General features: G+C 62.9%; 21 protein-coding genes and 1 pseudogene. 17 read left to right on the forward strand and 5 right to left on the reverse strand.

Annotated features, from left to right (window positions below; translation table 11 throughout):
- Positions 1 to 231 precede the first annotated feature (231 nt).
- From NKI69_RS32285 to NKI69_RS32320, 8 genes are all read left to right on the forward strand, one after another.
- On the forward strand, positions 232 to 1,233 hold the full coding sequence (locus tag NKI69_RS32285) for a DUF4424 domain-containing protein (RefSeq protein WP_352551868.1): 1,002 nt from the start codon (positions 232 to 234) through the stop codon (positions 1,231 to 1,233).
- On the forward strand, positions 1,233 to 1,751 hold the full coding sequence (locus NKI69_RS32290; protein WP_352551870.1) for a dihydrofolate reductase: 519 nt from the start codon (positions 1,233 to 1,235) through the stop codon (positions 1,749 to 1,751). The genes NKI69_RS32285 and NKI69_RS32290 overlap by 1 nt, the downstream gene beginning before the upstream one ends.
- Before the next feature lie 180 nt (positions 1,752 to 1,931).
- Entirely contained in the window at positions 1,932 to 3,056 is a 1,125-nt protein-coding gene (gene hflK / locus NKI69_RS32295; RefSeq protein WP_023813074.1) for an FtsH protease activity modulator HflK, read from the forward strand.
- Complete coding sequence (gene hflC / locus NKI69_RS32300) at positions 3,056 to 4,024, forward strand: protease modulator HflC (RefSeq protein WP_023813073.1); 969 nt, start codon at positions 3,056 to 3,058, stop codon at positions 4,022 to 4,024. The genes hflK and hflC overlap by 1 nt, the downstream gene beginning before the upstream one ends.
- Positions 4,025 to 4,030: 6 nt before the next feature.
- On the forward strand, positions 4,031 to 4,219 hold the full coding sequence (locus tag NKI69_RS32305; RefSeq protein ID WP_023813072.1) for a DUF2065 domain-containing protein: 189 nt from the start codon (positions 4,031 to 4,033) through the stop codon (positions 4,217 to 4,219).
- Positions 4,220 to 4,346: 127 nt separating this feature from the next.
- A complete protein-coding gene (locus NKI69_RS32310) occupies positions 4,347 to 5,864 on the forward strand; it encodes a DegQ family serine endoprotease (protein WP_352551872.1) in 1,518 nt (505 codons plus the stop codon).
- A 55-nt stretch (positions 5,865 to 5,919) separates the two neighbouring features.
- Positions 5,920 to 6,345, forward strand: a complete 426-nt coding sequence (locus tag NKI69_RS32315) for a putative toxin-antitoxin system toxin component, PIN family (RefSeq protein WP_023813070.1) — start codon at positions 5,920 to 5,922, stop codon at positions 6,343 to 6,345.
- Complete coding sequence (locus NKI69_RS32320) at positions 6,342 to 6,602, forward strand: hypothetical protein (RefSeq protein ID WP_023813069.1); 261 nt, start codon at positions 6,342 to 6,344, stop codon at positions 6,600 to 6,602. Before NKI69_RS32315 ends, NKI69_RS32320 begins: the two co-directional genes overlap by 4 nt.
- Here the strand turns inward: NKI69_RS32320 and NKI69_RS32325 are convergent.
- Together NKI69_RS32325 and serB are read right to left on the reverse strand one after the other, a co-directional pair.
- Positions 6,603 to 7,165: pseudogene (locus NKI69_RS32325) on the reverse strand (GNAT family N-acetyltransferase). It abuts the gene before it with no gap.
- Positions 7,162 to 8,049 (reverse strand): phosphoserine phosphatase SerB, encoded by an 888-nt coding sequence (gene serB / locus NKI69_RS32330; protein ID WP_023813068.1) that lies wholly within the window; start codon positions 8,047 to 8,049, stop codon positions 7,162 to 7,164. The pseudogene NKI69_RS32325 and the gene serB overlap by 4 nt, the downstream one beginning before the upstream one ends.
- Between serB and miaA the strand changes: the two genes are divergently transcribed.
- Entirely contained in the window at positions 8,048 to 9,007 is a 960-nt protein-coding gene (miaA, locus tag NKI69_RS32335) for a tRNA (adenosine(37)-N6)-dimethylallyltransferase MiaA (RefSeq protein WP_031213588.1), read from the forward strand. The two genes, serB and miaA, sit on opposite strands and share 2 nt — an antisense overlap.
- 105 nt (positions 9,008 to 9,112) lie before the next feature.
- Entirely contained in the window at positions 9,113 to 9,904 is a 792-nt protein-coding gene (locus NKI69_RS32340) for a GGDEF domain-containing protein (RefSeq protein ID WP_023813066.1), read from the forward strand.
- A 221-nt stretch (positions 9,905 to 10,125) separates the two neighbouring features.
- Here the strand turns inward: NKI69_RS32340 and NKI69_RS32345 are convergent, their stop codons facing one another.
- Positions 10,126 to 11,958: an ATP-binding protein gene (locus tag NKI69_RS32345; RefSeq protein ID WP_023813065.1), complete on the reverse strand. Its 1,833-nt coding sequence runs from the start codon at positions 11,956 to 11,958 to the stop codon at positions 10,126 to 10,128.
- 155 nt (positions 11,959 to 12,113) lie between these two features.
- Between NKI69_RS32345 and NKI69_RS32350 the strand changes: the two genes are divergently transcribed.
- From NKI69_RS32350 to NKI69_RS32360, 3 genes are read left to right on the forward strand one after another with little or no spacing between them, the layout of a single operon-like run.
- A complete protein-coding gene (locus tag NKI69_RS32350; RefSeq protein ID WP_023813064.1) occupies positions 12,114 to 12,677 on the forward strand; it encodes a helix-turn-helix domain-containing protein in 564 nt (187 codons plus the stop codon).
- A 4-nt stretch (positions 12,678 to 12,681) separates the two neighbouring features.
- The gene (locus tag NKI69_RS32355; protein WP_023813063.1) at positions 12,682 to 12,990 is read left to right on the forward strand and encodes a hypothetical protein; all 309 of its coding nucleotides are present in this window, start codon (positions 12,682 to 12,684) and stop codon (positions 12,988 to 12,990) included.
- A gap of 44 nt (positions 12,991 to 13,034) precedes the next feature.
- Positions 13,035 to 13,562, forward strand: a complete 528-nt coding sequence (locus NKI69_RS32360) for a GNAT family N-acetyltransferase (protein ID WP_023813062.1) — start codon at positions 13,035 to 13,037, stop codon at positions 13,560 to 13,562.
- A gap of 4 nt (positions 13,563 to 13,566) precedes the next feature.
- Here the strand turns inward: NKI69_RS32360 and NKI69_RS32365 are convergent, their stop codons facing one another.
- Positions 13,567 to 14,445 (reverse strand): LysR family transcriptional regulator, encoded by an 879-nt coding sequence (locus NKI69_RS32365; RefSeq protein WP_023813061.1) that lies wholly within the window; start codon positions 14,443 to 14,445, stop codon positions 13,567 to 13,569.
- Positions 14,446 to 14,567: 122 nt separating this feature from the next.
- On the opposite strand from NKI69_RS32365, the gene tmpA reads away from it, so the two are divergent.
- Together tmpA and tmpB are read left to right on the forward strand one after the other, a co-directional pair.
- Positions 14,568 to 15,719 (forward strand): 2-trimethylaminoethylphosphonate dioxygenase, encoded by a 1,152-nt coding sequence (gene tmpA / locus NKI69_RS32370; protein ID WP_023813060.1) that lies wholly within the window; start codon positions 14,568 to 14,570, stop codon positions 15,717 to 15,719.
- Positions 15,716 to 16,306, forward strand: a complete 591-nt coding sequence (gene tmpB, locus NKI69_RS32375; protein WP_128305786.1) for a (R)-1-hydroxy-2-trimethylaminoethylphosphonate oxygenase — start codon at positions 15,716 to 15,718, stop codon at positions 16,304 to 16,306. The genes tmpA and tmpB overlap by 4 nt, the downstream gene beginning before the upstream one ends.
- A gap of 70 nt (positions 16,307 to 16,376) precedes the next feature.
- Here tmpB and NKI69_RS32380 read toward each other — a convergent pair whose 3' ends face one another.
- The gene (locus NKI69_RS32380) at positions 16,377 to 18,197 is read right to left on the reverse strand and encodes an NAD(P)/FAD-dependent oxidoreductase (protein ID WP_128305787.1); all 1,821 of its coding nucleotides are present in this window, start codon (positions 18,195 to 18,197) and stop codon (positions 16,377 to 16,379) included.
- Between the two features lie 420 nt (positions 18,198 to 18,617).
- On the opposite strand from NKI69_RS32380, the gene NKI69_RS32385 reads away from it, so the two are divergent.
- A complete protein-coding gene (locus tag NKI69_RS32385; RefSeq protein ID WP_352442862.1) occupies positions 18,618 to 19,772 on the forward strand; it encodes a DUF6600 domain-containing protein in 1,155 nt (384 codons plus the stop codon).
- A 256-nt stretch (positions 19,773 to 20,028) separates the two neighbouring features.
- Positions 20,029 to 21,810 carry an acetolactate synthase 3 large subunit gene (locus NKI69_RS32390; protein WP_081734942.1) on the forward strand — a complete coding sequence of 594 codons (1,782 nt, stop codon included), beginning with the start codon at positions 20,029 to 20,031 and terminating at the stop codon, positions 21,808 to 21,810.

Here is a 21,810-nt window from a genome sequence, read left to right on the forward strand (position 1 = left end):
ACCGCGCTGGCGCGTGTCCAGACCGCGCTGGCGCGTGTCCAGACCGCGCTGGCGCGTGTCCAGACCGCGCTGGCGCGTGTCCAGACCGCGCTGGCGCGTGTCCAGATCGCGCTGGGTGTCCAGACTGCTTGCTCCAGACCCTTTTTGGTGCGCTAGCGGATGCGGAAGGGCTTTGAAACGCCACATTGAAACGGCTAGGGTCCTGCAAGCATTCTAGCCGAGGGGGCTTCCATGTTGCGATATGTTCTGACCGCCGTGCTGGCCCTGTCGGCTGCGCCCGTATTTGCCAATGATTCGGTTGCCGAACTTGGCACTGGCGGCCTGATCCTGTCGCGCAGCGATGCCGTGGCGATGCAAAGCGAGGACCTTTTCATCTCGCCTGAAAAGGTCACGGTCGACTATGTCTTCCACAACAACACCGATCGCGATGTCGAGGCCATCGTCGCCTTCCCGATGCCCGAAATATCGGGCAATCCCGAAGAAATCCCGGCGATTCCCGAAAACCAGAGCGACAATTTCCTCGGCTTCGAGGTGACGATCGACGGTGCCGCCGTCAAGCCGCAGCTCGAGCAGAAGGTGTTGGCGCTAGGCATCGACATCAGCGCAGAGCTGAAGGCGCAAAACGTGCCGTTCTATCCATTCGGCGATGCGGCGAAGGCGGCCTTGGCCAAGTTGCCGCAAGCGGTTGTCGATGACTGGGTCGACCGCGGCATCATCATCGAGGACACCGGCAGCGACGGCACCGAGACGACCAAGGTCTACACGCCGTTCTGGCAATTGCGTTCGACCTACTGGTGGCGCTCGACCTTTCCGGCCAACAAGGACGTCCATGTTTCCCACCATTACAAGCCGAGCGTCGGCGGCACGTCTTCAGTCAGCTTCTTCTACGACGGCAAATTCCAGGGTCAGTATGCGGCCTACAAGGCCCGCTATTGCATGGACGACACATTCGAGAGTGCGGTGCGCAAGGCGGCGAAGAACGACCCTGACGGCTACCCCAAATATGTCGAGAACCGCATCGCCTATATCCTGACCACCGGCGGCAACTGGGCCACCGGCACAATCGGAAAGTTCAAGCTGACGATCGACAAGGGCAATCCGAAAGCCCTGGTCTCGTTCTGCGGCGACAATGTCAAAAAGACCGGACCGACGACATTCGAGATGACGGCGGATAATTTCTACCCCGAGCGCGACATCGACATCCTGATCCTCGAGCCAACGGACGACAATTGATGCATGTCGCAATTTACGTTGCCATCGCCGAGAACGGCGTGATCGGGCGGGACGGCGGGCTCCCGTGGCGGCTCTCCACCGATCTCAAGCGCTTTAAGGCCGATACGATGGGCAAGCCCATCATCATGGGCCGCAAGACCTATGAGGGCATCGGCCGGCCGCTACCGGGCAGGTTGAACATCGTCGTCACCCGCGACAAGACCTGGCGCGCCGAGGGCGTAGAGGTGGCACATTCGCTCGAAGCCGCGGTCCAACTGGCGACGGTGCGCGGGCGCCGCATGGCCGATGTGGACGAGGTGTGCGTCATCGGTGGCGGCGAAATCTATGCCCAGGCCATGCTTCTGGCCGATCGGCTGTATGTCACCCATGTGCTGGCAGCGGTCGACGGCGACGCACATTTCCCGCCGATCGATCCTGATTCCTGGCGTATTGTCAGCTCGCACGACGTCCCGGCCGGGGAAAAGGACAGCCACCCGACGCGCTATTCGGTTTACGAGCGGCGTCGAGAGAGACATTGACTGAAAAAAGGGGCATTGAAGGGGGCATTGAAGGAAGACAAAGGGTCGCGACCGGACAAATCGGACGAAGTCGGCAGCGCATCGCGTTGAAAGCGCCTCGTGGCGTCCCTATAGAAGAACAATACTGGATTTTGCGCCGTAATACCGGCGCTTGAGGGAATTCCAAGCGAAAGGACATTCATGCCCTGGAACGACAAAAGCGGCGGTGGCGGCGGCCCATGGGGTGGCGGCGGCAACAATCAGGGACCCTGGGGGCAGGGTCCAAAGGGACCCAGCGGCCCACAGGGCTCGCCTCCCGATCTCGAAGACATCATCCGCCGCGGCCAGGACCGGCTGCGGCGCGCTCTGCCGGGTGGCGGCGGCGCAAGCCCGGCTATCTTCGCCCTGATCGCGGCTGCACTTGTGGTGCTGTGGGCGTTCAAGGCGGTTTATACCGTGCAGCCCGACGAGGTCGCGGTCGAATTGCGCTTCGGCAAGCCGAAGACCGAACTGTCGCAGCCTGGCCTGCATTTCCATTGGTGGCCGCTCGAAACCGTCGAGACGGCCAAGATTTCCGAGCAGCTCGTCGATATCGGCGGCGGCGGCGCGACGAGTGGCAACACGTCCGGGCTGATGCTTACCGGCGACCAGAACATCGTCAACGTCCAGTTCTCGGTCGCCTATCAGGTCTCCGACCCGAGCGCGTATCTCTTCGATGTGTCCGATCCCGACGGCATGCTGCGGCAGGTTGCCGAAAGCGCCATGCGTGAAGCCGTCGGCCGCCGGCCGGCGCAGGACATCTTCCGCGACGACCGCCAGGGCATTGCCGCCTCGGTGCGTGAAATCATCCAGACGACGCTGGACGGCTACAAGGCCGGTCTCAACGTCAACGCCGTCTCGATCGAGGATGCGGCACCGCCACGTGAAGTGGCCGATGCGTTCGACGAAGTGCAGCGCGCCGAGCAGGACGAGGACAAGTTCGTCGAGCAGGCCAACCAGTACTCCAACCAGAAGCTCGGGCAGGCGCGCGGCGAGGCCGCACAGATCCGCGAAGACGCGGCCGCCTACAAGAACCGGGTCGTGCAGGAAGCCGAGGGTGAGGCGCAGCGCTTCATCTCGGTCTATGACGAATATGCCAAGGCGCCCGATGTAACGCGCAAGCGCCTCTACCTGGAAACCATGGAGAAGGTTCTGAAGGATTCGAGCAAGGTCATCGTCGAGCAGGGCAACGGGCAAGGGGTCGTTCCCTATCTGCCGCTGCCGGCATTGCAGCCGAAAGCGCCGGCACCCGCTGCGCCCAGTGGCGTTACGGGAGGTAACCAGTGATGGCCAACCGTCTTCCCATCATCGTCGTCGCAGCAGCGGTTATCCTGTTCCTGCTCTATTCGTCGGTCTTCGTGGTCAATGCGCGTCAGCAGGCGCTGGTGCTCAGGTTCGGCGAGATCGTCGACGTCAAGAGCGAACCCGGCATCTACTTCAAGGCGCCGTTCTCGTTCTTCGACGCCGATACGGTGCAGCTGATCGAGAACCGGGTGCTGCGCTTCGACCTCGACAACATCCGCGTCCAGGTCTCGGGCGGCAAGTTCTATGAGGTCGATGCCTTCATCGCCTACCGCATCTCGGATCCGCGGGTCTTCCGCTCCGCCGTGTCCGGTCAGATCGAATTGGCCGAGGCCCGGCTCAGGACGCGTCTCGACGCTGCCTTGCGCCGTGTCTATGGTCTGCGTGATTTCGAGGCAGCACTCTCCGAAGAGCGCGGCGTGATGATGCGCGAAGTCCGCGACCAGCTCAGGCCCGACGCCACCTCGCTCGGCCTGCAGATCGAGGATGTCCGTATCCGCCGCACCGATCTCACGGCCGAAGTCTCGCAGCAGACCTTCGACCGCATGAAGGCGGAACGCCTGGCGGAAGCTGCGCGGCTGAGGGCACGCGGCAACGAAGCGGCGCAGCGCATCACGGCCCGCGCCGATCGCGAAGTGGTCGAGATTGTCGCCGAAGCGCAAAAAGAGTCGGAAATCCTGCGCGGCGAGGGCGAAGCCCAGCGCAGCGCCACCTTCGCGGGAGCCTATCAGCGCGATCCGGCCTTCTTCGACTTCTACCGGTCGATGAATGCCTATGGCACGGCGCTGGACAACACCGGAACGACGATGGTGCTGTCGCCGAACTCGGAGTTCTTCCGTTTCTTCCGCAATCCCGACGGCAGCGAGGGGCCGGCAAAGCCGGCTTCGCCTGCGCCAAACGCTCCGGCGACGGCACCCGCCGCGCCGGCGGCACAGCCCAGCACCGGCCAGTAGCGGCCGGTGCAGGATTTTCTTGCCGCCATGGGCCTGGTCCTTGTCATAGAGGGTCTGGTCTATGGCGGTTTTCCCGGCCTGGCCAGGAAACTTGCCACCGAAGTGCTGTCGCTGCCCGAGAACGCGCTGCGGATCGCCGGGCTGGCGGCGATCGTGATCGGCGTCGGCATCGTCTGGCTGGTGCGGGGCGCATGACGGCGGCGATGATTTATCCTCTGCCGATAGTCATAGCCGCAAACGTGCCGTATTTTTTGCCAACATGGCGTGACGCGGCGTTTTCGTCGAAGCGCTTTTCTTTTCAAGGATACCGGGAGGCTTCTCGATGACATCCAATACAATTCTGTGCGCGGCTCGGCGGACATTCATCGCCGGCGCGGCGGCACTTCTTGTCAGCGCCGTCGCTGTCCCGTCCTTCGTGACGCCGACATTTGCCGCCGATGGACCCGCTTCGGTCGCCGATCTGGCGCAAGGCCTGCTCGGCGCGGTGGTCAACATATCGACCTCGCAGACGGTCAAGGGCACCGAAGGCCCGGGCGCCGTGCCGATGCCGCAATTGCCCGAGGGGTCGCCCTTCCAGGATTTCTTCGACGATTTCTTCAAGAACCGCGGCGGCGACAAGGACAACGGCTCGCAGAAGGTGCAGTCGCTGGGCTCCGGCTTCGTCATCGATGCCGAGCAAGGCATCGTCGTCACCAACAACCATGTCATTGCCGATGCCGATGACATCGAGGTCAATTTCTCCGATGGTGTCACCTTGAAGGCGACGCTGGTCGGCACCGACACCAAGACCGATGTCGCCGTGCTCAAGGTCGATCCGAAAGGCCACAAGCTGACGGCGGTGAAGTTCGGCGATTCCACCAAGATGCGCGTCGGCGACTGGGTAATGGCGATCGGCAATCCGTTCGGCCTCGGCGGCACGGTGACGGTCGGCATCGTCTCTGCCCGCAACCGCGACATCAATTCCGGCCCCTATGACGACTTCATCCAGACCGATGCCGCGATCAACCGTGGCAATTCCGGCGGACCGCTGTTCAACAGCGCCGGCGAAGTCATCGGCATCAACACGGCGATCATTTCGCCTTCCGGCGGTTCGATCGGCATCGGCTTCTCCATCCCCTCGCAGCTCGCGTCCGGCGTCGTCGACCAGTTGCGCCAGTTCGGCGAGACGCGGCGCGGCTGGCTGGGCGTGCGCATCCAGCCGGTGACCGACGACATCGCCGAAAGCCTCGGCATGGCGACCGCCAAGGGCGCGCTGGTCGCCGGCGTGATCAAGGGCGGCCCGGTCGACAATGGCACCATCCAGGCGGGCGATGTCGTCATCAAGTTCGACGGCAAGGACATCCATGAGATGCGCGATCTGCCGCGCGTCGTCGCCGAAAGCCCGGTTGGCAAGGCGGTCGATGTGCTCATCGTGCGCAAGGGTGTCGAGCAGACCGTGAAAGTAACGCTCGGCCGGCTCGAGGATGGCGAAAAACTCGCCAGCGGCGAGGAGGGCAGCAACACCGACCAGGACAAGGGTGACAAGGCTCCAGCCGTTTCCACTGCTTCGGTGCTCGGCATGACGGTCGGCGAACTGAACGACGAGACACGCAAGAGGTTCAGCATTGCGGCCGATGTTTCGGGCGTCGTCATCACCGACGTCACCAAGGACTCGGCAGCCGCCGAACGCGGCATCCAGCCCGGCGAGGTGATCACCGAGATCGCACAGGAATCGGTCGCCACCCCCAAGGACGTCATGGATCGCATCGGCGCCTTGAAGGAACAGGGGCGCAAGAATGCACTCTTGATGCTGGCCTCGAAGACCGGTGAGCTCAGGTTCGTGACGATCCGGATGGACTGAAGTCAGCAGCCCGCAGGCATATTGTAACATCCTATGGGATGTACTATTTTGCCTTGTGAAGCGGATCGTACTGGACACAAACGTTCTGACGGCAGGTTTGCGAAGCAGGAATGGTGCATCGTTCGCTATCTTGCAACTGGTTGCGGACCGGCGGGTTTGCCCATTGGTGACGACAGCGCTGTTTCTTGAATACGAAACCGTTCTGTCCCGACCCGAGCAAATGGCGATTCACGGGTTGTCCACTACGGATTTAGATGGACTGTTGGCCGGCTTTGCGGCCTTGGCCGAGCCGGTCGAACTGCACTTTCTCTGGCGTCCGCAATTGAGCGATCCGAAGGATGAGATGGTGCTGGAAGCGGCGATCAACGGTCGGGCGGATGCGTTGGTGACTCACAATCGCCGGGATTTTGTGGCTGGGGCAGGCCGTTTCGATGTCCAAGTCGTAAGCCCGGCTGAGTTCCTGGAAGGATTTCGAACATGAGCAAAGCGACTTATCCGTTGAAACTCCCGCTTTCGGTCAAGGAGGCGGCCATGCGCTTGGCAAAGGCCGATGGCGTGTCGCTCAATCAGTGGATCGCTTCGGCCGTGGCGCAGAAAGTTGGGGCAATGGAAACAGCGGCCGAGTTCCTGCGTCGTCGGACAGGCGATGCGTCCGCTGACGATTTTGGAAAGCTGCTTGAGCGGGTTGCTGCCGGACCTCCGCAACCTGGCGATGAGCTTCCGCCTGATCGACATTGATCAGCGACATTTCTTTCGCCAATTCTTGGCAGTCAGCCGGTAGAACACATGTCGCTTGAGCGCGGGATGGCTGTCGGGAATGCCGGGGTGGTCGAAGTCGGCGGACGGATCGGCGGTCATGGCGAGGCGTTGCATGACGGCGTAGAGCGGTGGTTGTCATAGACCGCGAAAGACACGATCTCGCCAAGGCCGAGGGTTTCGAAGTCGTGGGCCAGCCAGGCTTCCGAGGCTTCAGTGACATAGCCTTTGCCCCAGAATTCAGGCGCCAGCCGCCAGCCGATCTCGACGGTGCCGGCCGGCAGGAACGGCATATGCTCGGTTCCGGTGATGCCGACAAAGCCGATGCATTCACCGGTGGCGATGATCTCGGCGGCGGCAAAGCCATAGCCGTCGCGGTCGGTCACGCCTCGCAACTCGTCCATCTTGGCATCCGCCTGGGCGCGGTCGCGGCGGAACGGAAAGAACTCCATCACCTGTTCGTCGGAGTTGATGCGGTGGAACAGGTCGCGGTCGCGATCTTCCCAGTTGCGCAGGATCAGGCGCTCGGTACGCATTGGTTTCATTGCACAAACTCCTCCTGCCTGTAGCCTTGCACATAAAGCAGCGCGGTCAGGTCGCCATGATTGATGCGGACCTTGGCCTGTGCCGCCACCGTCGGCTTGGCGTGGAGCGCGACACCGGTACCGGCCAGGCGGATCATGTCGAGATCATTGGCGCCGTCGCCGACGGCGATGGCGTCGGCGGGCGTCAGGCCGAGGCGCGCTGAAATTTCGATCAGCGCGTCCGCCTTGGCGGCGCGGCCGAGGATCGGCTCGCCGACAAGGCCGGTGAAGCGGCCATCCTGCTCGAGCAGGCGATTGGCACGGTTCTCCTGGAAGCCGAGCATGGCGGCGATGCGCGTCGTGAAGACCTCGAACCCGCCAGACACGAGTGCCGTCCAGGCGCCGTTGGCGCGCATGGTCCGGACCAGAACACGGCCGCCCGCGGCCAGCGTCAGGCGATTGGCGACGATGCGATCGACCACGGCGGCGTCGAGGCCCTTGAGCAACGCCACCCGCTCGCGCAAAGCCGGTTCGAAGGCGATCTCACCATTCATGGATCGCGCGGTGATGGCCGCGACATGATCCTTGACGCCGATCTCGTCGGCCAGCTCGTCGATGCATTCCTGGTCGATCATGGTCGAATCCATGTCGGCGATCAGGATTTTCTTGCGGCGGGTTTCTGCCTCTTGGACGATCACGTCGACCGCCTCGCCGGCGAGTGCCTTGCGCAAGACGGCACTCGTAACGGCGGCGTCGGCTGCCTCAGGCAGGACGAGATCGCAGGCAATAGCTTCAGCCAGCCAGACAACAGCGCTTGCGCCGACCGACCGTGAGGCCATATTCGCAAGCGACAGCGACAAAGCGCGCTCAGTGGGACGGGAAACAAGCGTGGCGACGAGCGGCATGGAACATTCCGGCGGGCAGGCGGGCAAGGGCCGCGTGAAGAACGCGATCCTGATAGCCGGGCCGACCGCCAGCGGCAAGTCGGCGCTTGCGCTCGATCTGGCGGAGCACAGGGGTGGCGTGATCGTCAACACCGATTCCATGCAGGGCTATTCGGTGCTCGACGTGCTGACCGCCCGGCCGGAGGCGGCCGACCTCGCCCGCGCACCGCATTATCTTTATGGCCATGTCCAACCGGCCACCGCCTATTCCACCGGCGCCTGGCTGCGCGACGTGATGAAGCTGATCGACGACGGCACATTCTTCGAACGGCCAGTGATTTTCGTCGGCGGCACCGGGCTCTACTTCCGCGCGCTGGCCGAGGGCATTTCGGAAATGCCCGACATTCCGCAGCGGGTCCGCGACCGTTGGCGCTATGAGTTGAAGGAGCAGGGCGCCGTCAAGCTGCACAGCCTGCTGCTGCGCGAGGATTCGGCGGCCGCCATGATGTTCAAGCCAACCGACAGCCAGCGCGTCGTGCGGGCATTGGAGGTTCTCGATGCGTCTGGCCGTTCGATCCTGGAATGGCAGGCGGAACGCGGCCAGCCGCTCATCGACCGGGAAAGCGCGCGTTTCCTGGTGATCGATCCGGATCGGGCGGCGTTGGTCGCTCGCATCGACAAACGCTTCGACCAGATGCTGGACAAGGGCGCGCTGGACGAGGTCAAGCGGCTTGCGGCACTTGGCCTCGATCCCGAATTGCCGGCGATGAAAGCGATCGGCGTTCGCGAACTGCAGGCAGCGATGGCCGGAGAGATTGGCTTTCCCGAGGCAATCGAACGCGCCAAGATCGCGACCAGGCAATATTCCAAGCGGCAAACCACCTGGTTCAGGCATCAATTGGGGCCGGAATGGCTGAGGTTGCGCCCCGGTGATGATCTGGAAACCACGATCTCAGCGCTTGCTTCCGATGCAACCTGAAAAGTTTACCTGCAAGGAAAGGTTCCCGTTGTGGTTGTCTGAATTAACCCTCCGTAAGCCCGCCCATGCCATAAGATCAGTGGGCACTTTTCCAACGGGGAGCAGATGCGTTTCCACAAGGCGGAATCAGCATTTTTCGTCTTTATATTCGTGATCCTGGCCGCCGGCCTGGTGACGCTGCATGCTTACGGACTTCTGCAGTCCTTCGCCGACGAGTTGCATACGGCTTCGGGTCTGGACAAGGTCATCTATCTCAACAAGCTCTTGTTCGCGACCGGCGTGCTCCTGGCCACCGCGCTGTTCTTCGGCATTTTCTTCATCTATCCGCTGATCCGCAAACAGGCGACGGAGGAAGGCAAGCTGCGCGCCATGACGGTCTCGCTCAGCGCGCGCTCGGAAACACTCGAGCATGCGGCGTTGACCGACGGCCTGACCGGCATGCAGAACCGGCGCTATTTCGATGATGCGCTGAAGGAGTATCTTGAGGAGTTCCGGCGCATCGAAAAGCCCGTCGGGCTGATGATCCTCGATCTCGACCATTTCAAGCAGGTCAACGACACCCACGGCCATGACATCGGCGACGAAGTGCTCAAGGCCGTCGCGAACTGTCTCAAGGACATGACGCGCTACCACGATGTGGTGGCGCGATTGGGCGGCGAGGAGTTCGCCGTGGTCACGCCCAACATGGACGCCGAGCTTCTGGGCAAGTTTGCCGAGCGCATCCGCAAGGCGATCGCCAACATGTCGGTGCTGTCGGGCAATGTCCGCCTCAAGATCACCACCAGCGTCGGGCTCGCCGTCTGGGACCGCAAGGAAACAGCGGAAGAGTTCTATCGCCGCGCCGACCGCCAGCTTTACGAAGCGAAGAGGCAAGGCCGCAACCGCGTCTGCGCCTAAATCCCATCACTGAATTCGTGAGGCTGACCGTCTGGCGCCGTTTTCTGCGCTTCCGATGCTCACGGACTCAAATGTCCGCTCCGCTTCGGTTCTCGAAAACAGCACCACCCGACTCAGCCTGACGAATTCCCTGACGGGATTTACCCAGGCTTTTCCAATGGATATCGGAAGCCCTGACTTGGGTGCTCAGACCCATCCGCCGATGTGCGTGACGCCCAAACTCAATCGTTTTGCGGGCGCAGGCCGAAGGTTGCGGGCTTTAGGCCGTAGCGCATGTCGAAATCGTCGTCCGATGGCGCGCGTGCGGCGGGTGGCTTGCGGTAGTCGGGATCGCCGGCCTGGCGGCCTGAATCGACGACCTCGGCGAAGGCCATCGCCTGCTGCGTTGATTTCGGCACGTTGCGCAGTCGTTCCACGATCGCCACCAGATCGACATCGTCGCCGGCTTTCGACGAGGCGGCTTCTTCGCGCTTGGCGGTGCCAGGAAGCAGGTGGCTCGGCAGTTTTTCGAACTTCAGCCGCATGGTCGTCGCCACGCCTTCGCCGAAGGCGATGGCTTCGCGCTGGCCCATGGAGGACAGGAAGGCAAGCGTCGAGGCGGAAGAATCGGCAATCGCCGAGCGGATGATCGCCTGGTCCTGCTCATTGGCAAGCCGCATGGCGAAAAAAGTCGAGCATTGCGACAGGATGGTCGGGTCGAGCTCGCCAGGGCGCTGGGTGACGACGCCGAGATAGCAGCCATATTTGCGGCCTTCCTTGGCGATGCGCGACAGCGCGTGCCTGGTCGGCGCGAAGCCGAGACGCGGGTCGGCCGGCATATAGCGGTGCGCCTCTTCGCACAAAAACAGAAGCTGCAGCTTGCCCTCGCTCCACAGAGCGAGATCGAAGGCCAGGCGCGCCAGCACCGAGCAGACGGAATTGACCACTTCCGACGGCATGCCGGCCATCTCGAAGCAGGTTACCGGGCGGCCATGATGCGGCACGCGGAAGATGTTGCCGATCGTCTCGTGGATGGTGTCCTCGATCAGGCGCGAGTTGAACATGAAGCGGTAGCGTGGATCGGCCGCCGCCGATTCGATGCGCGTCTTCAGCGATTTGAGCGTCGGGCGATCGGTCTTGCTTTCGAGCATGCCCATGCGCTCATCGATCTGCTTGAGCAGGTCGGCGATGCGGTAAGGCACCGGAGTATCGGCGGTCAGCGCATCGCTGCCGCGCCTGATATAGGAGCCCGAATTCGGGTTGCGGTAGAGATTCTTGGCGGCCGGAATGAGGTCGCGCAAGGCGTCGATTTCTTCCGGCTCGGTCTCGCGGCCCCGGAACAGCACCTCGGCGAATTCCTCCAGCGTGAACATCCAGAACGGAAGATCCAGGGTTTTGGAATCGACCCTGACGCAGTATTCGGGCAGCGATGCAGCGAACTCGTTGTGCGGGTCGAGGATCAGGATGCGCAGATCCGGCCGTGCCGCGATCGACTTGCGCAGCAGCAGCGAGACGGCGGTGGATTTGCCGACGCCGGTGGTGCCGACAATGGCGAAGTGACGCGCCAGCGTATCGTCGATGGCGATGTTGGCGGCGATCGTCTCGTCCTGCGCGAGCGTGCCGATCGTGATCGAATGACGCCCCGCGAGGTCATAGACCGCCTGCAGGTCGCGGGTGCGGATGCGATGCGCAACGGCGCCGATATGCGGATAGGTGGTGATGCCGCGGTCGAAGACCGGTTTGGCGCCGGGCTCTGCTCCGTCACGGACTTCGCCGATCAGCTCGATGCTGACCTCGATGGCGTTCTGGCCCTCATTGCTCCACGCGCGGTCCGACTTGCCGATTGCGTAGACCAGGCCGACGGTTCGCGTCGATCCGAGATTGATGGAAATCATCTTGCCGACCGTCCACAGGCCGGTCACCGCGCCGTCGGCGTCGTTCGCGTAGGCGCTGATGGTGGCGCGCGCGCCATCGCATTGCACGACATTGCCGAGGATGCGCTTGTCGTTCTGCTCTGCGTCGCGGCGCTCCTGCGATGTCGGTTCTCCAACGGAGGCTTCGCGTTCGACATACATGGACAGGCCAATCCCCATTTCCCCTGGAGCATCGATGCTACCCGAATGGGGTTAAGGCCCGATGAGGTCGGATGGTGTAGAGAGCATTAAGGGGCTCGTGGAAATTGTCGCAAGGCGGCTCTTCTCCGGCGTCTATTTTTCGCTATAATAGACATATGGATGATATAGCGAACGACATTTCCTCGACGATCGGCCGCAGGATACACGCCGAAAGGATCGTGCGCGACTGGTCCCTGGCCGAACTCGCGGAGCGTTCCGGCGTCTCGAAGGCGATGCTCAGCACGATCGAGCGGGGCAAGACCAGCCCGACGGCGGCGCTTCTGGTGCGCATCGCGTCGGCCTTCGGCATGACGCTGTCGACCTTGATCGCGCGCGCGGAATTGCAGGGCGGCGGGCTGTTGCGCGAAGCCGACCAGCCGGTGTGGCGCGATCCCGACACCGGCTATGTCAGGCGGCATCTTTCGCCGGCTGGCGATATGCCGCTGGAACTGATCAAGGTGCATCTGCCGGCGGGCGCCAAGGTCAGTTTTCCGGCCGCTTCATACGCCTTCATCAAGCAGCAGATATGGCTGATCTCCGGGCGGCTCGAATTCATCGAAGGTGAGACAGTGCACAAGCTTGTATCAGGCGACTGCCTGGCGCTTGGGGCGCCGTCGGACTGCACCTTCCATGCCCTGGAGCCCGGCGCCGACTATCTCGTCGCGCTGGTCAGGGGCTGACACAATGGCAAGAAGACCAAAGCGCTCCCATAATGGGGGGCCGCCTCTCGATGAGTACAACGGCCCGCCATGGGGCAAGGGCGATCCCTACATCTTTCTTGCCTGGCAGGCAGCGTACGCCAAGGCGTGGAAGGCGCCGAGCCACGAGGTGATGCTGCTGCGCATGGACAGAGCCGAGCGGCTTGGCCTGACCTATGAGGAGTACACGCTCGAGATCCTCGAGCGCGGGCGGCATCTCGGGCACGAAGACGCCGACCGCATCAGCGCCATCAAGGCGGCGCGTAAGCGACGCCGCGCGCGCCATCTGGAGTGACAGCAATGCGCCCGCTTCTATCGCAATCACAGGATATCCTGCACATGAACTCGATCGAGATCGCAACCCTGAACCCGGCTGCCGAGACGCAGGACATGCTGGCCGAATTGCTGGTCGCAACGGTGGCGGCCGGCGGTTCGGTCAGCTTCATGCATCCGTTGGCGCCGCAGGCGGCAAGGGCGTTCTGGGAAAAATCGCTGGCCGCGGCGGCAAGGGGCGAAAGATCGGTGCTTGGCGCCTGGGATGGCAAAAACCTGGTCGGCACCGTGACCTTGCTGCTCGACTGCCCGCCCAACCAGCCGCACCGGGCCGAGATCGCCAAGCTGATGACATCAGTCGATTACCGGGGCAGGGGTGTGGGAACGCGCCTGATGCGGGCCGCCGAGAGCCTTGCCATCGAGAGGGGCCGCACGCTGCTGGTTCTGGACACGGCGACCGAGGAGGGCGCCTCAGGCCTCTATGAGCGGCTGGGCTTCACGCTGGCCGGTGAGATACCGGACTATGCCCTGAAGCCGCATGGCGGGCTGACCGGCACGCTGATTTACTGGAAGCGGATCGGGCCAATCTCGTAACCGGTCATGCCGGCGCGGAGAGGCGTGACAGCAGCCACTGGCGAAAATCCTGTTCGGCACCGGTCAGGCGTGCTGTCGACGCCTTGGTCAGGAAATGCCCCGATGTGCTGGAAAGTTCATAGTCGGAAAGCCTGACCAGCGTCTTGCTGTCGAGCGCCGCATCGACCAGCGGCCGCGAGCCCAAAAGCACGCCGGCGCCGGCGCTCGCCGCCTCCATGGCGGTGACGAAACTGTCGAAGCGGTGCGATCGTCTGGGATGGCCAGCCAGTCCAGCGGCGGCGAACCATTCCGCCCACATTTCGCGCGCGCCGGCGACCAGAAGCAGCGGCAGGGAGGTCCAGTCGGGGTTGCCGGCGAGCACTGGCGCCGCCACCGGCACGAGCCGCTCTGCGGTCAGCCTGTCGGCTTCACGGCCGGGAAAGGATCCGTTGCCAAAACGGATGTCGAGCACCGAGCCCGGCAGGTCGTAGTCAGCAGGGCGATGGATCGTCACCAGATCGAGCTGGATGCGCGGCAGCGCCTTCGCCAGATCGGGCAGCGCCGGGGCGAGCATCAGCAAGGCAAAGGAGATTGGCGCGCGGATCGAGACGGTCTGGATGGCGCGCGGCTCGAACAGTTCCGCGGTGCTGTTGCCGATGGTGGCGAAGGCCGACTGGATGTGGGGCAGGTAAGCCGCACCCTCTGGCGACAGCGCGACGCCGCGCGCCAGCCGCGAAAACAGGCGCGTCTTCAGCCATTCCTCGAGAAGCCGGATGTGCTGGCTGACGGCGGCCTGGGTAAGGCCGAGCTCGGCTGCCGCCGCGGTGAAATTCGACAGCCGCGCCGCCGCCTCGAAACTGCGCAGCCAGTCCAGAGGCGGCACCGGTGTATTTGTACGAGCCATTAGTATTCTGCGGTCATTGGCTAAAAAATGATAATTTGAGTTATGTCTGTCGCGCGATCAACATGCAATCGAAACCCTGCGGATCAGGCTGCGGGGGACGCAATGGACAGGAACGGATCTCCATGCTCACCCAGGCGCGGATCGGCGACGAAGGCAGAACAATCGACCTTGGCTGGCAGGACGGGTCGCGCAGCCGTTTTCACGCCATGTGGCTGCGCGACAATGCGCTGGACGACAAGACGCGCAGCGCCGGCAATGGTCAACGGCTCATCACCATTCTCGACATTCCCGCCGACACCAGGATCGGCGCCGCGTCGATCAAAGGCGGCGCCCTGGAAGTCAGCTTCGTGCCCGAGCAGAAGACGGTCAGCTTTCCCGCGGCATGGCTGAGCGCCAATGCCTATGATCGTGACGCAGGCCGCCAGCCCGGCTGGACAGGCGAGGCCACCGTGCGATGGACCAAGGCCTCGATGCAGAATTCGGTGCCGCGCGCCGGCTATGTTGCGGCCAGCCGCGATCGCGCTGTGCTGGGGCAATGGCTGTCGGCGGTGAAAACCTGTGGCTTCGCGGTGATGGACGATCTGCCGACCGAATCCGGGGCACTGTGCAAAGTGTCCGATCTTTTCGGCTACATCAGGGAAACCAATTACGGGCGCTGGTTCGAAGTGCGCGCCGAGGTCAATCCGAACAATCTCGCCTACACGAATCTCGGCCTCCAGGCGCACACCGACAATCCCTATCGCGACCCTGTGCCGACGCTGCAGATCCTGTCCTGCATCGAGAATACGGTTGAGGGCGGCGAGTCCAGTGTCGTCGATGGGTTTGCAGTCGCGGCTGCGCTGCAGGCTGAGAACCCGGAAGGCTTCCGGCTGCTGAGCTCATGCCCGGCGCGCTTCGAGTATGCCGGCTCTTCCGGCGTGCGGCTGCAGGCGAAGCGGCCGATGATCGAGCTCGGGCCCGATGGCGAGCTGATTTGCATCCGCTTCAACAACCGCTCGCTGGCGCCGACGGTCGACGTGCCGTTCAGCGATATGGAAGCGTACTACGCCGCCTATCGCCGGTTTGCGGAACTGATCGAGGATCCATCCTTCGAGGTGACGTTCAAGCTCGAAGCGGGGCAAGCGTTCATCGTCGACAACACCCGCGTCATGCATGCCCGCAAGGCGTTTTCCGGTACCGGTAAGCGCTGGCTGCAGGGTTGCTACGCAGACAAGGACGGTCTGCTGTCGACGCTCGCGGCAATCGAGCACGGGTTCAAGGAGGCCGCGGAATGAGCGGCCAGGATTTGAACGCGGACACCATCGTCGAGTTCATCGCCGACATCTTCGAGCGCCGGGGCGCCGAATCCTATCTCGGCGAACCCGTCACCATGTCGGAGCACATGCTGCAGGGTGCCTGGTTCGCTGAAAAGGACGGCGCGCCGGACGAACTGGTGGCGGCGGCGCTGCTGCACGACATCGGCCATTACACCAGCGAGTTCGGCACCTATTCGCCCGAGGATGTCGAGGACAAGCATCATGACGAGGCCGGCGGCGAGGTGCTGGCGCCGTTCTTTCCACCTGTCATCGTCGAATGCGTCAGGCTGCATGTCGCCGCCAAGCGCTATCTCTGCGCCACCGACCCGACCTATTTCGGCAGGCTTTCGCAGGCCTCGGTGCACACGCTGTCGCTGCAGGGCGGGCCGATGAATGCCGAGGAGGTCGCCGAGTTCCGCAAGAACCCCTTCCATGAGGAAGCGGTCCGGGTCCGCATCTGGGACGAGAGCGGCAAGATCGCCAACATGAAGACACGGACATTTCGCGATTACGTGCCGCTGCTGCAGCGGGTGGTGACGCAGTTCGCGGCGGGCAAGCCGGCGTAAATTCCCCAGGGAAGGAGGCAGGGTGCAAGCCGTGCCTCCTTTCTTCCGGCTTCACCGGAATGGCGCTCGCCTACCCCTTGTGGTGCACCTGCTGCAGGCCGTAGACCGGCGTCGCGATGCCTTCATGCCGCGCCTTCAATTGCAGCGACAGGAACTGCGAATAGTGGCGTGACTGGTGCAGATTGCCGCCGTGGAACCATAGCGCCTCCTGTTGCGTCGGCTTCCACATGTTGCGCAACTCGCCTTCCCACGGGCCGGGGTCCTTGGTGGTGTTCGAGCCGAGGCCCCAGCATTTGCCAACGTTGTCGGCGGTTTCACGGGATATCAGATCGGCGGCCCAGCCGTTCATCGAGCCGTAGCCGGTGGCGTAGACGATGAGGTCCGCAGGCAATTCCGACCCGTCGCTGAGCAGAACCGAGTGCTGCTTGATCTCTTCGACGTCGACGCCGCTCTTCAGCTTGATCGAACCATTGATGATCAGCTGCGAGGCGCCAACATCGATGTAATAGCCGGAGCCGCGCCTGAGGTACTTCATGAACAGGCCGGATTCGTCGTCGCCCCAGTCGAGCATGAAACCGGCCTTCTCCAGCCCCTTGTAGAATGTCGCGTCGCGTTTCTTCATTTCGGCATAGGCCGGGATCTGGAACTCGTGCAGGATTTTGTAGGGCAGCGAAGCGAAGATGAGATCGGCCTTGGCGGTGGTGATGCCATTCTGCAGCGCCTGCTCCGAATAGAGCGAACCCAGTCCGATTTCCATCAACGTGTCGGACCTGGAGATATGGGTACTCGAGCGCTGCACCATGGTGACGTCCGCGCCGGCTTCCCAAAGTGCCGCTGCGATGTCATGGGCGGAATTGTTGGATCCGATGACAACGGCCTTTTTGCCGGCATAGGCGTCGGGACCCGGATGCTTCGACGAGTGGTGCTGGTCGCCCTTGAAGGTCTCCATGCCCTTGAATTTCGGCAGATTGGCCTTGCCGGACTGTCCGGTTGCCAGCACCAACTGCTTGGGCTTCAGCGTGATGTCCTTGCCGTCGCGGTGGACGACAACGGTCCATTCCTTTTTCTTGTCGTCATAGGAAGCGCTTTTGGCCTCGGTCGAGGACCAGTAATTCAGCTCCATCACCTTGGTATACATTTCCAGCCAGTCGCCGATCTTGTCCTTGGGCGAGAAAACCGGCCAGTTCTTCGGGAAATCGATATAGGGCAGATGGTCGTACCAGACCGGGTCATGCAGGCAGAGCGACTTGTAGCGCTTGCGCCAGCTGTCGCCGGCCCGCTCGTTCTTCTCGATGATGATGGTCGGCACGCCAAGCTGCCGCAGCCGCGCGCCGAGCGCGATACCGCCCTGGCCACCACCGATGATCACCGTATAGGGCTGCGTCTTGAAGCCGAGCTCGGCGGTTTCCCTCTCGCGTTCTTCTTTCCATGTCGGACGGTTCTTGCCCGAGCCGTGCCTGGCGCCCATCGGCCGCGCAAAGCCTGCCGGCTCCTCGTGGCCTTTCAGTTCGGCCATGGTGGTCAGCAGCGTCCAGATCTTGCCGTCCTTCAGCCTGACATGGCCGAAGCCGCGTGCCACCTCCGTCTCGAAGCTGATCCAGCCTTCGATCAACCCGTCGCTCTCCGTCGCGTCCTCGCCCTTGGCGATGGCGAAGTGTGACGGCCTGGTCTTCGACAATTGGCTTTTCAGCATGTCGCGGACCTGGTCGCGGCCTTCCATGGTCTTGATGTTCCAGGTGAAGGTGACGAGGTCGCGCCAGTAGCAATCCTCTTGAAAGCAATCGACCGCTTTCTCGATGTCATTGGCGGCAAGCGCGGCGCCGAATCGATCGAGCAGGTCGGACAGTTTCTTGCTAGGGGCCGTGTTCTTGCTAGAGGGCTTGTCGAGCATCAGGTTTCCTCCCGTGAAATCCAGATCGTCATGGTGGTGGCTCCGCCGGGCTCGCCGCCGGACGATCAAGTATCGTCAGAGATGGCGGCCCTCGTCACGCCCCACCATAGTTTCCAGCGATTTCAATGGTCTATCCTATAAGTGAGATCGCCGGACAGTTTCGGAATCGCTCGGGCGCCGGAAACGAACGTTCCATTTGTGAATGCCGCGCCGGTCGCGCAAAATTGATGGTCAAATGCCGCAATGCGGTCACCGAGGCCGATGACAACCGATCGGTGAGAAGCCGGGAAGCGGTGGCGGGCAACAGGACGGTTCCCGGGATTTTCTGGATGCGGAACTCTGGAGCCCGTTATGATCATCGTACCTTTTATCCAAGCGTCTTCATGTCGCTCCCTTGGCCGGCGTGGACGCGCAGCGGCAATGGCCGCGGTCATGGCCTTGAGCGCGACCCTGACCGGCCCGCTGGTGCTGCCCGGAACGCAGGCGCATGCGGCGGAAATTGCCGTTACCGTCCGCGAAAGGCTTTCGAACTATGGCGGATGGCGAACCTCCAGCCGCTTCGGCGATGTCTGGGTTCCCTCGGTCCGTACCGAATGGCGACCCTACACCGAAGGCAGGTGGGTCTGGACCGACGATGGCTGGTACTGGCAGTCCACCGAGCCATTTGGCGATGTCGTCTATCACTATGGCCGCTGGGCCTATGATCCCGATTTTGGCTGGGTGTGGATCGCCGGCGATCAATGGGCGCCAGCCTGGGTGGTCTGGCGCCAGGGCGGCAATGATGTCGGCTGGGCGCCGGCACCACCCGACGTAGATGTCGCCTTCGCCGATTCCTGGTGGTGTTTCGTGCCGGTGGCGGCGATCGGCGCGGTCGATCTGGTCAGAGTGGTACGGCCTGCCACTGAGAACGTCGGCATCGTGCGCAACACGACGATCATCAACCAGACGGTCCTGGTCAACAAGGCGCCGCACGTGCGGCTTGGCAATCAGGTGGTTGCAATCAATGCCGGACCCCGGCTGCAGCAACTCCCGAAGCCCGTCATCGAGTCGATCAAGGCGGCAAAATTGGTTCCTCCGCGCAAAGGCGTGTTTGCCAGTGCACGGCTCGATGCTTCCAGGGGCGCCGAGATCAAGAGACTTGCCGGCAATACAAAGGGGAACGGGCAAATCGTGGCGGGCTCCAAGACTGCGATCGGCGGCAAGGCCATTTCCCCCGGCGCGGTGGCTGCCAGCAATCCGGCCGTCGTGAAGCCTGGCGACGCCGTGAGCAAGCGGATGGTCGCCGGCAACGGCGCGAAGGCCGATGCGCTCAAGCTGCATGTCGACAGGACCGCGGGCGACGGACGCATCGTTGTCAAATCGTCGCCCAAACCGGTTTCGCCCAAGCCGGTTTCGGGGCAGCGTCTTGCACTCGGTGGCGGGCAACAAAAGCCGCATCAGCAAGCGTTGGCAATGCACATGCCCCAGCACCATGGCCCGGCAAGGGTGGCACCCCACCATCCGCCAGAGAAGATGGAGGCCAGGAAGGCGTCCAAATGCGATCCACGCGTTTCCCGCTGCAAGGCGCCGGGCTGACACCGCAGTCGCGCCTGTACGCTGTGCGCGCCGGCGCGATTTTTCCCGTTGACAGGCTGCCTTGCCCGCCCTTAGTGTCCGCCACCATGAAAACGGCACTCATTCTCGTAGGAAAGCGCGTGGGCAAGGCGGTGTAACCGCCGGGCAAAAACCCCCCATGCGCAAGACACAGGCTCCCTCGGGGGCCTTTTTTATTGCCTGAAACACGACTAAACGACCAGCAAACGCCCAATGGCGACAGTACGGGACCAGACCGATGAGCAACGGACAGAACGAGCGGCGCGAGATGACAGGTGCCGAAATGGTGGTGCAGGCGCTGAAGGACAATGGCGTCAAGCATGTCTTCGGCTATCCCGGCGGCGCTGTCCTTCCGATCTATGACGAGATCTTCCAGCAGGACGATGTCGAGCACATACTGGTGCGCCACGAGCAGGGCGCCGGCCATGCAGCCGAAGGCTATGCGCGCTCGACCGGCAAGGCCGGCGTCATGCTGGTGACCTCCGGTCCCGGCGCCACCAATGCCGTGACGCCGCTGCAGGACGCGCTGATGGATTCGATCCCGCTGGTCTGCCTGACGGGGCAGGTGCCGACCTCGCTGATCGGCTCCGACGCTTTTCAGGAATGCGATACGGTTGGCATTACCCGCCCCTGCACCAAGCACAACTGGCTGGTGAAGGACGTGAACGAGCTCGCTGCGACCATCCACGAGGCTTTCCATGTCGCGACCACCGGCCGCCCCGGTCCGGTCGTCGTCGATATCCCGAAGGACGTGCAGTTCGCCAGGGGATTCTACGTCCCGCCGCAGATCGCGCCGCGCACCAGCTACCAGCCAAAGGTCCAGGGCGACCTGGAAAAGATCAAGGCGGCGGTCGAGCTGATGGCCGGTGCCAAGAAGCCGATCATCTACAGCGGCGGCGGCGTCATCAATTCCGGCCCGGAAGCGAGCCATCTGCTGCGCGAACTGGTCGATCTCACCGGTTTCCCGATCACCTCGACGCTGATGGGCCTCGGCGCCTATCCAGCATCGGGCAAGAACTGGATGGGCATGCTCGGCATGCACGGCACCTATGAAGCCAACATGGCCATGCATGACTGCGACGTGATGATCTGCATCGGCGCGCGTTTCGATGACCGCATCACCGGGCGGCTGACCGCCTTCTCGCCGAACTCGAAGAAGATCCACATCGACATCGATCCGTCGTCGATCAACAAGAACGTCCACACCGAGGTCCCGATCATCGGCGATGTCGGCCGGGTGCTGGAGGATATGGTGCGTTTGTGGCGTGCGAGCGCCAAGGCCGACAAGAAGGCGCTCTACCCCTGGTGGGAGCAGATCGCCAAATGGCGTGCGCGCGACTCGCTCGCCTACAAGATGAACAACGACGTGATCATGCCGCAATACGCCATCGAGCGGCTCTACGAACTGACCAAGGGTCTGGACACCTACATCACCACCGAGGTCGGCCAGCACCAGATGTGGGCGGCGCAGCACTATCATTTCGAGAAGCCGAACCGCTGGATGACGTCGGGAGGGCTGGGCACGATGGGTTACGGCCTGCCGGCGGCACTCGGCGTGCAGATCGCGCATCCAGGCGCGCTGGTAATCGACATTGCCGGCGACGCCTCCGTGCAGATGACGATGCAGGAGATGAGCGCGGCCGTGCAGCACGACGCGCCGATCAAGATCTTTATCTTGAACAACCAGTATATGGGCATGGTGCGGCAGTGGCAGCAGTTGCTGCACGGCAACCGGCTGTCGCATTCCTACACCGAGGCGATGCCGGACTTCGTCAAGCTGGCCGAGGCCTATGGCGGCCACGGCATTCGCTGCGAGAAGCCGGACGAGCTGGACGACGCGATCAAGGAGATGATCTCGGTCAGGAAGCCGGTGCTGTTCGACTGCCGCGTGGCGACGCTCGCCAACTGCTTCCCGATGATTCCGTCGGGCAAGGCGCACAATGAGATGCTGTTGCCCGACGAGGCGACCGACGAGGCGGTGGCCAATGCCATCGACGCCAAGGGCAGGGAACTGGTGTAG

Source organism: Mesorhizobium sp. M0491, assembly GCF_040321265.1.
Classification (GTDB): Bacteria; Pseudomonadota; Alphaproteobacteria; order Rhizobiales; family Rhizobiaceae; genus Mesorhizobium.